This window comes from Zobellella sp. An-6, from assembly GCF_052487945.1.
On sequence record NZ_CP199259.1, the window covers coordinates 1,745,587 to 1,757,545 of the forward strand.

The window sequence follows — 11,959 nt, forward strand, 5'->3', positions numbered from 1 at the left end:
GCCCATGCACCGTTCGTGGCAATTCGAGCACCAGGGCCGCCGGCTGGCGGTGATGGAGTGGGGCGACCCGGGGGGCGTGCCGCTGGTGGCCCTGCATGGCTGGCTCGACAACGCGGCCGGCTTTACCCTGCTGGCCAGGTTGTTGCCCGATGTCCGGCTGATCGCCCTGGATCTGGCCGGCCACGGTCTTTCCGACCACCGGCCCGCCGGCCAGCCTTACTATATCTGGGACAATGTGGCCGACGTGCTGGCGCTGGTGGATGAGCTTGGGCTGGCGCGGGTCGCGCTGCTCGGCCATTCCATGGGCGCCGGGGTGGCCAGCCTGTTCGCCGGGGCCTTTCCCGAGCGGGTCAGCCAATTGTTCCTGCTGGACGGCCTGGCGCCCCTCGCGTATCCGGCCGATGAGCTGCCGGCGCAGATGGCCGAGGCGCTGCTGAAAAGCGGCCGGCTGCAACGGCGTGCCCTGCGGCCCTATGCCAGCTTCGAGCAGGCGGTGCGGGCGCGCATGGGCGGGCGCTGGCCGGTGCGCCGCGAGGCGGCCACCTGGCTCTTGGCACGGGGCCTGCGCGAGGAGGCCGACGGCTGGTACTGGCGCAGCGATCTGGCGCTGACCCAGCCGTCGCTGGTGCGGCTGTGCGAGGCGCAAATCGCGGCCTTTTTGCGCCGGCTGTCCATGCCGGTGCTGCTGGTGATGGCGGACTCGGGCATCGGCATGGCACGGGTCGAAGCGCAGCTTGGTCTGGTGCCGCAACTGGAGCTCGAGGTGCTGGCCGGCGGCCATCATCTGCACCTGGAGCCGGCGCCGGCGGCGCGGATCGCCCGGTGGATAGGGGAGCGGTTGTCGGCCTAAAGCGGCAGCGAGTCCTGGGGCGGGTTGTCCTGCTGGGCGAGCTCCAGCTCCAGCTGTTTCTTGCGGGCGGCGGCCAGCACCCGGCGCCGGCGGTCCTGGCACAGGCGGATGACGTCGCGGCGCTGGGCCGGGGTGAACGTCAGCCAGTTGAAACGTTCTTCCCGGCTGCGAAAGCAGCCCTTGCAATAGCCCCTGTTGTTCACCTGGCATACGCCGATACAGGGGCTGGGTACGTCAAAAAACTCCAGCTGCTCCATAGTTCACCCCCTCCTTCACCCTGCTCAATGGAGCATATTTCGCCGCCATCGGCAAGCGGCTAGAGCTGATCCCGCAGCCGGTACCAGGCCATGGCCAGCACCAGGGCGGGAGTGCGCAGCAGCCGGCCGCCGGGAAAATCGTGGTGGGGGATGCGCCCGAACAGGTCGAAGCGCTCGGCGCTGCCGGCGATGGCGTCGGCCATCAGGGTACCGGCCATGCCGGTGAGGGCGATGCCGTGGCCGGAGAAACCCTGGGCGAAATAGAGGTTGCGGTCGAGGCGGCCGAAGTGGGGCGCCCGGTTCATGGTGATGCCCACGTAGCCGCCCCAGGTGTACTGCTGCTTCACGCCCTGCAACTGGGGGAATACCTGGCGCAGCCGCTTGCCCATGGCGTCCGCCAGGTTGAGGGGATCCAGGCGCGAGTAGCTGACCCGGCCGCCGAACAGCAGCCGGTGGTCGGCGCTCAGGCGGAAATAGTCGAGCACGAAGTTGATGTCGGCCACCGCCATGTTGTTGCGGATCAGGTCGCGGGCACGCTCGGCGCCGAGCGGCTCGGTGGCGGTGATGTAGGTGCCCACCGGCATGATCTTGCGCTCCAGCTCGGGGGCCAGTCCTTCGAGGTAGGCGTTGCCGCACAGCAGCAGGTGCCGGCTGCGCACCTTGCCCCTGGGCGTATGGGCCACCGGGGTGGCGCCCCGTTCGAGGCGGGTGACCGGGCTGTGCTCGAAGAAGCGGGCGCCGGCCTTGCTCGCCGCCCTGACCAGCCCCAGGGTGTAGTTGAGCGGATGCACATGACCGCTGGCGGGATCGAAGAGGCCGCCCAGATAGGCCTCGGTGTTCAACTGCCCCCGCACCTGCTCCCGGCTCCACAGCTCGAGTCCGTCATAGCCGAAATGGCGGCGCAGATCCCCGGCCCAGGCCTCCAGCTCGGTCAGATGGCGGGGCTTCACCGCCGCGTGCAGGTGGCCGTCGGCCAGATCGCAGTCGATGGCGTGCTCATGGATGCGCCGGCGCATCTGGGTCATGGACTCGAGCGAGATGTCCCACAGTGCCTTGCTTGTTTCCATGCCGACCAGGCGGGTGAGCTTGGGCTGGTCGCAGGCGTAGCCGAAGATCATCTGGCCGCCGCTGCGCCCCGAGGCGCCCCAGCCCGCCAGCCGGCCTTCCAGCACCGCCACCTTGTAGCCGCGCTCCGCCAGGGCCAGCGCCGCCGAGGCGCCGGTGATGCCGGCGCCGACGATGCACACGTCCACATCCAGATCTTCCTCCAGCGGGGGGAAGCTCAGGGGGTACTTGATGGAGGCGGCGTAGTAGGAATCGGCGTGCTGTTGCATAAGGGCTCCGGATGGCTAAACCAGATGTTGATACCACTGGTATTCCAGCGGGGTGACGTGCTGGTCGAACTCGGCCAGCTCGTGGCGTTTGTTGATGAGGTAGGCGCGGTGAAAATCCTTGCCCAGGTACTGGGACAAGCGGTGCGACTGGGCGAAGCGGTCGAGCGCGTCCTGCCAGCGGTAGGGCAGCAGCTGCAGGTCGAGCTTGTTGGCGTCGCCCTGGATGGGGGCGGGCGGGCGCAATTGCTCGCCGATGCCGTGATCCACCGCCGCCAGTATGGCCGCCACCACCAGATAGGGGTTGGCGTCGGCGCCGGCCACCCGGTGCTCGAGCCGGGTGTTGCTCTTGTCGCCGGAGGGAATGCGCAGCGCCACGGTGCGGTTGTCGAAACCCCAGCTGGCGTGCAGCGGCACGAACATGTGGGGCTGCAGCCGGCGGTAGGAGTTTGCGTTGGGCGCGAACAGCGCCATGCATTCGGGCAGCATGCTGCAGTTGCCGGCGATGGCCTGGCGCAGCAGCTCGTGGTTGTCGGAAAACACGTTGTTGCCGGCCTCGTCGAGCAGGCTGACGTGGATGTGCATGCCCGAGCCGGCCTGGCCGTTGTAGGGCTTGGCCATGAAGGTGGCGTACATGCCTTCCTTGATGGCGATGGCCTTGATCGCCCGTTTGAGCAGTATCGCCTGATCGCAGGCGGCGACGGCATCGTTCTGGTGCATCAGGTTGATCTCGAACTGGCCCGGGGCGTATTCGGCCACGGCGTTGTCCGCCGGTATCTTCTGCACCTGGCACACCTCCGCCACCCGCACCAGGAAGTCTTCCCAGCTGTCGAGATCGTCGAGGGAATAGACCTGGGTGTCGTGCATGCGTTCGTCGGTGCCCGGCAGTATGGGCGGCTGGGGCAGGCCGTCGGGACCTTCCTTCTGATCCACCAGGTAGAATTCCAGCTCCACCGCCACGCAGGGGCGAAGGCCTTTGTCCAGCAGCCGCTGCACCACCTTCTGCAGCACGTGGCGCGGATCGGCGAAGAAGGGACTGCCGTCGCTCTCCTCCATGGTCATCAGGATCTGGCCGGAGGGGGTCTTGTGCCAGGGTACCGGCACCAGGGTGTGTGGCAGCAGCCGGCAGACGCGATCGCTGTCGCCCTGGGCGAAGCCGAGCCCGGTTTCCTCCACCGTCTGGCCGGTGATGTCGAGGGCGAACACCGAGGCGGGCAGGCTGATGCCGTCGCGCAGGGCATTTTCCAGGGCGCTGGTCTGGATGCGTTTGCCCCTGAGCACGCCGTTGATGTCGCACAGCATCAGGTCGACGGACTGAAAGTCCGACCAGGGGCTGCCGGGGGCATGGTGGTGTCTGGCGCTGTGGGCCTTGTTCATGGCGTTATCCTTAACGGGTCATTCGAATCCTGTTATCAGGTAATCATGACAAGCAGTGTTTAATATATCCATATTTTTGCCAATTTTGATCCCGATCTCGTTTACTTTCCCGCAGCCTGATAATTTGTTTGCGGATCTGCAATTTCTATGTCTAGCATATTTTTAGCCAATTATGGACTATGCTTGCCTTTGTTTCCTAAACCATGAGCCTGGTTATGAGTGTTCAAGATCCCGAAAAGCGTGATATGGAGTGGCTGCGGCTGTGGATGCAGCAGCACGCCATTACCGAGGTGGAGTGCCTGTTGCCGGATTTCACCGGCAACGCCCGCGGCAAGATACTGCCCGCCAGCAAGTTCCTGAAGGAAGGGGGCATGCGGCTGCCGGAGAACATCTTCCTGCAGACCGTCAACGGCGACTGGCCGGAAGACGACAACATCGACTGGACCGAACGGGACATGGAGCTGCACGCCGACATCAACACGCCGCGGCTGGTGCCCTGGGCGACCGAGCCCACCGCCCAGGTGATCCACGACTGTTTCGACGCCGACGGCAAGCCGGTGGACATAGCCCCGCGCAGCGTGCTGCGCCGGGTGCTCAGGCTCTACGAGGAGCAGGGCTGGCGCCCGGTGGTGGCGCCGGAGCTGGAGTTCTTTTTGGTGAAGAAGAACGAGGACTGGGACTACCCGCTGGAGCCGCCCATCGGTCGCAACGGCCGGCCGGAAACCGCCCGCCAGTCGTTCAGCATCGACGCGGTCAACGAGTTCGATCCCATCTTCGAGGAGATGTACGACTTCTGCGAGGCCCAGGAGCTGGAGGTGGATACCCTGATCCACGAATCCGGGGCGGCCCAGATGGAAGTGAACTTCATCCACGGCGACGCCCTGGATCTGGCGGATCAGGTGTTCCTGTTCAAACGCACCATGCGCGAGGCGGCGATGCGCCACCACGTGTACGCCACCTTTATGGCCAAGCCGATGAAGAACGAGCCGGGCAGCGCCATGCACATTCACCAGAGCCTGGTGGACGTCAACGGCAACAATCTGTTCGCCAACGCCGACGGCAGCCACAGCGAGCTGTTTCTGCACTATATCGGCGGCATGCAGCGCTATATACCGAGTGCCGTGGCCCTGTTCGCGCCCAACGTCAACTCCTACCGCCGGCTGGCCTTCGGGGACTCGGCGCCGCGCAACATGGCCTGGGGCGAGGACAACCGCACCGTGGGCCTGCGGGTGCCGCGTTCGGGGCCGGCGGACCGGCGTGTCGAAAACCGTTTCGCCGGCGCCGATGCCAACCCCTACCTGGCCCTGGCCGCCAGCCTGGCCTGCGGTTACCTGGGCATGATGCAGCAGCTCAAGCCTACCGCGCAGGTGCAGGGCAGTGCCTACAACATGCCCTTCGGTCTGGCCCGCAGCCTGGAAGAGGCCCTGCTGGAGCTGGAGCAGTGCGAAGATCTGCGCCAGATCCTGGGCCCCCGCTTCGTCAACGCCTTTATTTCGGTCAAGCGCAAGGAATACGAGGCCTTCTTCACCGTGATCAGTGCCTGGGAACGGGAGTTCCTGCTGCTGAACGTTTAACCGAGAACGGAGCCGATCATGGCAGAGCAACAAGGAAGTCGCCGCCTGCAGGAGCTGGATGCCGCCCACCACCTGCATCCCTTTACCGACAGCCAGGCGCTGCACCGCAAGGGTACCCGCGTCATAGAGCGGGGCGAGGGGGTCTATCTGTGGGATGCGGACGGCAACCGCATCCTCGACGGCATGGCGGGCCTGTGGTGCGTCAACCTGGGCTACGGCCGGGAAGAGCTGATCCGGGCCGCCGAGCAGCAGCTGCGCCGGCTGCCCTATTACAACCTCTTTTTCCAGACCACCCATCCGCAAGCCACCGAGCTGGCCGCCACTCTGGCCGGGCTGCTGCCCGGCGACATGCAGCATGTGTTTTTTACCGGCTCGGGCTCGGAATGCAACGACACCGTGGTGCGCATGGTGCGCCACTACTGGGCAAGCCAGGGTCAACCCGGGCGGCAGGTGATCATCAGCCGGCACAACGCCTACCACGGCTCCACCCTGGCCGGCGCCGCCCTGGGCGGCATGAAGCCGATGCACGCCCAGGGCGGGCTGCCGTTGCCCGACATCGTCCATATCGACCAGCCCTATCACTTCGGGGAAGGGCAGGGACAGGATCCGCACGCCTTCGGGCTGGCGCGGGCCCGGCAGCTCGAGCAGAAAATCCTGGAACTCGGTCCCGAGCGGGTGGCGGCCTTTATCGGCGAACCCATCCAGGGTGCCGGCGGCGTCATCATTCCGCCCGCCAGCTACTGGCCCGAGATCAAGCGCATCTGCAAGCAGTACGACATCCTGCTGGTGGCGGACGAAGTGATCTGCGGCTTCGGCCGCACCGGTCACTGGTTTGCCAGCGAATACTACGATCTGCAGCCCGATCTGCTGTGCATGGCCAAGGGCATCACCTCCGGCTATATACCGCTGGGGGCGGTGGGGGTGGGCTCCCGGGTGGCCGAGGGACTCATCAGGGCCGGGGAGTTCTTCCACGGCTTCACCTATTCCGGCCATCCGGTGGCCTGCGCCGTGGCGCTGGCCAGTATCGAGGTGATGCGGCGAGAAAAAATAGTCGAACGAGTCCATACTGATACCGGTCCCTACCTGCAGCAGGCCTGGGCCAGCCTGGGGGATCACCCCCTGGTGGGCGAAACCCGGGGCCTGGGGCTGGTGGCGGCGCTGGAGCTGGTGGCGGACAAAACCGACAACCGGCGCTTCGGCAGCGCGGCCGGCGCGGGGCTGATCTGCCGGGAGCACTGTTTTGACCTGGGCCTGGTGATGCGGGCGGTGGGGGATACCATGATCATCTCGCCGCCCCTGGTGATCACCCGGGCCGAGATCGACGAGCTGGTCGACAAGGCCCGCCAGGCACTGGATTTGACTTACCAGACATTGATGAACTGACAAGGACGGAGAACACCATGGCGAACAAAGTGCAAAACGGTTATCGATTGGGTCTGTTGGCGGCCGGTGTGGGCATGGCGCTGAGTGCCCAGGCCCAGGAGCCGGCCCAGGTCAACTTCTATAACTGGTCCGACTATATCGCGGAAGATACCCTGGCCAATTTTACCGCCGACACCGGTATCCAGGTCACTTATGACGTGTTCGACTCCAACGAGGTGCTGGAGGCCAAGCTGCTGGCGGGCAACACCGGCTTCGACCTGGTGGTGCCCACCGGCGACTTTATGGGCCGGCAGATCCAGGCCGGGGCCTTTATGGAGCTGGATAAATCCAAGCTGACCAACTATGGCAACCTGGATCCCCAAATCATGGCATTGCTGGCAGACAAGGATCCGGGCAACAAGTTCGGCGTGCCTTATCTGTGGGGCACCACCGGTATCGGCTATAACGTAGACAAGGTGAAGGAAGCCCTGGGCGAAGCGGCGCCGGTGGACTCCTGGGATCTGGTGATGAAGCCGGAAAACCTGGAGAAACTCAGCCAGTGCGGGGTAGCCTTCCTCGATGCGCCCACCGAGATCTTTGCCGCCGCGCTCAACTATCAGGGGCTGGATCCCAACAGCACCAACACCGAGGACTATAACGGCCCGGCCACCGAGCTGATGCTGAGCCTGCGGCCCCACATCACCTACTTCCATTCCTCCAAGTACATCAACGATCTGGCCAACGGCGACATCTGCGTGGCGGTGGGCTGGTCCGGCGACATTCTGCAGGCGCGGGATCGGGCCGACGAGGCGAAGCAGGGGGTGAACGTGGCCTACAGCATTCCCAAGGAAGGGGCGCTGATGTGGTTCGACATGCTGACCATCCCCAGGGATGCCAAGCACCCGGACAACGCCCACAAGCTCATCGATTACCTGATGAAGCCGGAGGTGATCGCCGGGGTGTCCAACTACGTGGCCTACGCCAATGCCAACAGCGCCTCCAGGGAATTCGTGGACGAGGAGATCCTGAACGACACCGGCATCTATCCCACCGCGGAAGCGGCGGAGAAGCTCTATACCGCCAAGATACTGCCCCAGAGCGTGAACCGGGTGATCACCCGCGCCTGGACCCGGGTCAAGACCGGACGTTAAGCCTGGCCGAGCGGTGCCGCTCCCGGGCAGAGGACCACGGGAACGGCGCCGTCACCATTCGACAAGGTTCTCAAGGAGGTGAGCATGCCGGATAACGGTCACGAAGAGCAGGCCGGGGACAGCCCCTTCCTGGAAATCCGCGGGGTCAGCAAGCTGTTCGACGGCCAGCCGGCGGTGGATGACGTCAGCCTGCAGATTCGCCGGGGGGAGATCTTCGCCCTGCTCGGCGCCTCGGGCTGCGGCAAGTCCACCCTGTTGCGCATGCTGGCCGGCTTCGAGCAGCCGAGCAAGGGCGAGATCCTGCTCGAAGGGGTCGATATCGCCGAGGTGCCGCCCTATGACAGGCCCATCAACATGATGTTTCAGTCCTATGCCCTGTTCCCCCATATGACGGTGGAGGCCAACATCGCCTTCGGCCTCAAGCAGGACCGGCTGCCCAGGGCGGAGATCGCCGAGCGGGTGGCCAACATGCTCAGGCTGGTGCACATGGAGGAGTTCGCCCGGCGCAAGCCCCACCAGCTGTCCGGCGGCCAGCGTCAGCGGGTGGCGCTGGCGCGCAGCCTGGCCAAACGGCCCAAGCTGCTGCTGCTGGACGAGCCCATGGGCGCGCTCGACAAGAAGCTCAGGGAAGAAATGCAGCTCGAACTAGTCAACATCATCGAGCAGGTGGGGGTGACCTGTGTCATGGTGACCCATGATCAGGAGGAGGCCATGACCATGGCCGGGCGCATCGCCATCATGAACAAGGGCCGGCTGGTGCAGGTGGGCGATCCGCTCGACGTGTACGAATACCCCAACTGCCGTTACAGCGCCGAGTTTATCGGCTCGGTCAACGTGTTCGACGGCATCCTCGAAAACAACGATACCGACAGCGCCCTTATCCGCTGCGCCGAGCTCGAGCGGCCGCTCAGGATAAACCACGGCGTGTCCATCGCCGAGGGGCTGCCGCTGATGATAGCGGTACGGCCCGAGAAGATGTACCTGAGCCGCGAACAGCCCGCCGAGGAACACAACTGGCTGAGCGGCATCGTCGACGAGATAGCCTATCTCGGCAGCCTGTCCATCTACCATGTGCGGCTGGCCGCGGGCAAGCGTATCCTGGCCACCCTGCCCAACGTGGACCGGCACCGCAAGGGCAACCCTACCTGGGGCGACCGGGTGTATCTGCGCTGGGAGGCGGACAGCTGCGCCGTCTTGCTGATCTAGGGGGTGATGATGTACCGCCGTTCCCGTTCGAACACCGGCCGCCGGCTGGTGATAGCACTGCCCTACACCTGGCTGCTGCTGTTTTTTCTGATCCCTTTCCTCATCGTGTTCAAGATCAGCCTGTCCGAGGCAGCCCTGTCCATCCCACCCTATGGCGAAGTGGTGAGTTTCGCCAACGATCAGCTGCAGATAGTGCTGAATTTCGGCAACTACCTGTTCCTGCTGAGCGACAGCCTCTATATCCAGTCCTATTTGCAGTCGCTGCAGGTGGCGGCGGTGTCGACCCTGCTGTGCCTGCTGATCGGCTACCCCCTGGCCTGGGCCATCGTCCACTCCCGGCCGTCCACCCGCAACGTGCTGCTGATGCTGGTGATACTGCCGTCCTGGACCTCCTTCCTGATCCGGGTCTACGCCTGGATGGGCATCCTCGGCAACAACGGCTTTCTCAACAACCTGTTGCTCTGGCTGGGGGTGACAGACACACCGCTGCAGATCCTCAACACCAACACCGCCGTCTACATCGGCATCGTCTATGCCTATCTGCCGTTCATGGTGCTGCCGCTCTATACCGCCCTGATGCGCCTCGACTATTCCCTGGTGGAGGCGGCGGCGGATCTGGGCGCCCGGCCCTGGAAGACCCTGGCCACGGTGATAGTGCCGCTGACCAAGGGCGGCATCATCGCCGGCTCCATGCTGGTGTTCATTCCGGCGGTGGGGGAGTTCGTCATTCCCGAGCTGCTCGGCGGCCCCGATACCCTGCTGATCGGCCGGGTGCTGTGGCAGGAGTTCTTCAACAACCGCGACTGGCCGATAGCGGCGGCGGTGGCCAGCATCATGTTGCTGCTGCTGATGGTGCCCATCATGTGGTTCCACCGGACCCAACGTAAAGAGCTGGAGGACTGAGCCATGAACGCCATCCCCGTCAGCCGCTCCCGGCTGCGCCCCCTGATCCTGCTGCTGGGCTTCGGCTTCCTCTACCTGCCGATGCTGCTGCTGATCATCTATTCCTTCAACAGCTCGCGCCTGGTCACGGTGTGGGCCGGCTGGTCCACCCGCTGGTACGGCGAGCTGCTGCAGGATCAGATGATGATGCAGGCGGTGGGGCTGAGCCTGACCATCGCCTTCTTCGCCGCCTCCGCCGCCGTGGTACTGGGCACGGTGGCGGGTTTCGTGCTCACCCACATGGGCCGCTTTCGCGGCGAGAGCGGCTTCGCCTTCATGATCACGGCGCCCCTGGTGATGCCCGAGGTGATCACCGGGCTGTCGCTGCTGCTGCTGTTCGTGGCCATGGGCGACTGGCTGGGCTGGCCGGCCCAGCGGGGCATGGGCACCATCTGGATTGCCCACGTCACCTTCTGTACCGCCTATGTGGCGGTGGTGGTCAGCTCCCGGCTGCGGGAGCTGGACAAGTCGGTGGAGGAGGCGGCCATGGATCTGGGCGCCCGGCCGCTCAAGGTGTTCTTCGTGATCACCCTGCCGATCATCGCCCCGGCCATCATCGCCGGCTGGCTGCTGGCCTTTACCCTGTCCCTCGACGATCTGGTGATTGCCAGCTTCGTGTCCGGCCCCAACGCCACCACCCTGCCGATGGTGGTGTTCTCCAGTGTGCGCCTGGGCGTCAGTCCCAAGATCAACGCCCTGGCCACCATCATCATACTGATAGTGTCGCTGGTCACCTTTGTCGGCTGGTGGCTGATGGCCCGGGCCGAGAAGCGCCGGGCCCTGGAAGCCGCCGCCGCCCGGGCCGGCGGCTAGGGGAGGGCTCATGGAGCTGGCGGAACGACTGAAATGGCTGCGCACCCGGCACGGTCTGTCCCAACGGGAGCTGGCCAAGCGCGCCGGGGTCAACAACAGCCTGATCTCCCAGATCGAGCAGGCGGCGGTGAACCCCTCGGTGGCCACCCTGAAACGGGTGCTGGACGGCTTTCCCATCTCCATGGGGGAGTTCTTCAGCCTGGAGCAGGCGCCGCGACGGCAGGTGTTCTTCCGCGACCACGAGCTGGTGCCCATGAGCAGCGGCCAGGTGCAGATGTGGCTGGTGGGCCCCCTGCATGGGCGCCGGCTTGCACTGCAGCGGGAGCTCTATCCGCCCGGCGCCGACACCGGCCCCGGCATGCTGAGCAACGAGGCGGAGGAGGCGGGGCTGGTGCTGCGGGGCGAAATCGAGGTGACGGTGGGCGAGCACTGCTGCCTGCTGCGGGCGGGGGACGGTTACTACTTCGATACCCGCCAGCCGCATCGTTTTCGCAATATCGGCACCGAGGTGTGCGAGCTGGTGTCGGCGGCCACGCCGCCGACCTTCTAGAAGGAAGGGGGGGTATTGGCGGAGATCAGCTCCAGCGCCTGGTCGCCGATGCTGACGAAGCGGTGGGGCTGGGTGCTGTCGAAGTAGTAGCCGTCGCCCGGGCCCAGCTCGAACTCCTGTTTGCCCACGGTGAGCCGCAGCCTGCCCTGGATCACCACGCCGCACTCCTGGCCGGCGTGGCTGAGCAGCTCGGGGCCGGTGTCGGCGCCCGGGGGCATGGTTTCGCGCAGCAGGCCGATGGCACGGCCGGGAAAGCCGCCGCCGATGAGACGATAGCCGATGTTGCCGGAGCCCAGCTCGGGCTGCTCTTCGGCCCGGTACACCACGGGGTTGCTGTTGTCCTCGGCCTCGGCGAAGAATTCCGCCAGCGACATGGGCAGGCCGTCGAGCAGCCGCTTCAGGGAGCCGATGGAGGGGCTGACCTGGTTTTTTTCCACCTGGGAAATAAAGCCGTTGGTCACCCCGGAGCGCTTGGCGAGCTCACGCTGGGACAATTGGGCCTGTTGCCGGACGGTTTTCAGACGATTGCCAATGTCCATCTGCGGG

At 65.3% G+C, this 11,959-nt stretch carries 12 protein-coding genes; 8 read left to right on the top strand and 4 right to left on the bottom strand.

The window, feature by feature from the left end; all coding sequences use genetic code 11:
* The first annotated feature begins 4 nt into the window (after positions 1–4).
* On the top strand, positions 5–850 hold the full coding sequence (locus tag ACT7DK_RS08060) for an alpha/beta fold hydrolase (protein ID WP_445398041.1): 846 nt from the start codon (positions 5–7) through the stop codon (positions 848–850).
* On the opposite strand, the gene ACT7DK_RS08065 is transcribed toward ACT7DK_RS08060, so the two are convergent.
* Genes ACT7DK_RS08065 through ACT7DK_RS08075 form a run of 3 tightly spaced genes read right to left on the bottom strand, consistent with a single transcriptional unit; the run spans position 847 to position 3,815 of the window.
* Complete coding sequence (locus ACT7DK_RS08065; RefSeq protein ID WP_445398043.1) at positions 847–1,107, bottom strand: DUF1289 domain-containing protein; 261 nt, start codon at positions 1,105–1,107, stop codon at positions 847–849. The genes ACT7DK_RS08060 and ACT7DK_RS08065 overlap by 4 nt on opposite strands.
* Positions 1,108–1,166: 59 nt before the next feature.
* Positions 1,167–2,441, bottom strand: coding sequence for an NAD(P)/FAD-dependent oxidoreductase (locus ACT7DK_RS08070; protein ID WP_445398045.1), 1,275 nt, complete (start codon positions 2,439–2,441; stop codon positions 1,167–1,169).
* Between the two features lie 15 nt (positions 2,442–2,456).
* Entirely contained in the window at positions 2,457–3,815 is a 1,359-nt protein-coding gene (locus ACT7DK_RS08075) for a glutamine synthetase family protein (protein ID WP_445398047.1), read from the bottom strand.
* Positions 3,816–4,030: 215 nt separating this feature from the next.
* On the opposite strand from ACT7DK_RS08075, the gene ACT7DK_RS08080 reads away from it, so the two are divergent.
* The 7 genes from ACT7DK_RS08080 to ACT7DK_RS08110 all read left to right on the top strand — a co-directional run bounded on the left by ACT7DK_RS08080 (position 4,031) and on the right by ACT7DK_RS08110 (position 11,413).
* Complete coding sequence (locus ACT7DK_RS08080; RefSeq protein WP_445398049.1) at positions 4,031–5,389, top strand: glutamine synthetase family protein; 1,359 nt, start codon at positions 4,031–4,033, stop codon at positions 5,387–5,389.
* A gap of 18 nt (positions 5,390–5,407) precedes the next feature.
* Positions 5,408–6,772 carry an aspartate aminotransferase family protein gene (locus tag ACT7DK_RS08085; RefSeq protein WP_445398051.1) on the top strand — a complete coding sequence of 455 codons (1,365 nt, stop codon included), beginning with the start codon at positions 5,408–5,410 and terminating at the stop codon, positions 6,770–6,772.
* A gap of 17 nt (positions 6,773–6,789) precedes the next feature.
* Positions 6,790–7,902 carry an extracellular solute-binding protein gene (locus tag ACT7DK_RS08090; protein WP_445398053.1) on the top strand — a complete coding sequence of 371 codons (1,113 nt, stop codon included), beginning with the start codon at positions 6,790–6,792 and terminating at the stop codon, positions 7,900–7,902.
* 84 nt (positions 7,903–7,986) lie between these two features.
* Positions 7,987–9,108: a putrescine ABC transporter ATP-binding subunit PotG gene (gene potG, locus ACT7DK_RS08095; protein ID WP_445398055.1), complete on the top strand. Its 1,122-nt coding sequence runs from the start codon at positions 7,987–7,989 to the stop codon at positions 9,106–9,108.
* A gap of 6 nt (positions 9,109–9,114) precedes the next feature.
* Positions 9,115–10,011: a putrescine ABC transporter permease PotH gene (gene potH, locus ACT7DK_RS08100; RefSeq protein ID WP_445398057.1), complete on the top strand. Its 897-nt coding sequence runs from the start codon at positions 9,115–9,117 to the stop codon at positions 10,009–10,011.
* Between the two features lie 3 nt (positions 10,012–10,014).
* Positions 10,015–10,863 carry a putrescine ABC transporter permease PotI gene (potI, locus tag ACT7DK_RS08105; protein WP_445398059.1) on the top strand — a complete coding sequence of 283 codons (849 nt, stop codon included), beginning with the start codon at positions 10,015–10,017 and terminating at the stop codon, positions 10,861–10,863.
* Between the two features lie 10 nt (positions 10,864–10,873).
* Positions 10,874–11,413, top strand: coding sequence for a cupin domain-containing protein (locus tag ACT7DK_RS08110; protein ID WP_445398061.1), 540 nt, complete (start codon positions 10,874–10,876; stop codon positions 11,411–11,413).
* Here the strand turns inward: ACT7DK_RS08110 and ACT7DK_RS08115 are convergent.
* Positions 11,410–11,952 carry a cupin domain-containing protein gene (locus tag ACT7DK_RS08115; protein WP_445398063.1) on the bottom strand — a complete coding sequence of 181 codons (543 nt, stop codon included), beginning with the start codon at positions 11,950–11,952 and terminating at the stop codon, positions 11,410–11,412. The two genes, ACT7DK_RS08110 and ACT7DK_RS08115, sit on opposite strands and share 4 nt — an antisense overlap.
* Between the last annotated feature and the right edge of the window lie 7 nt (positions 11,953–11,959).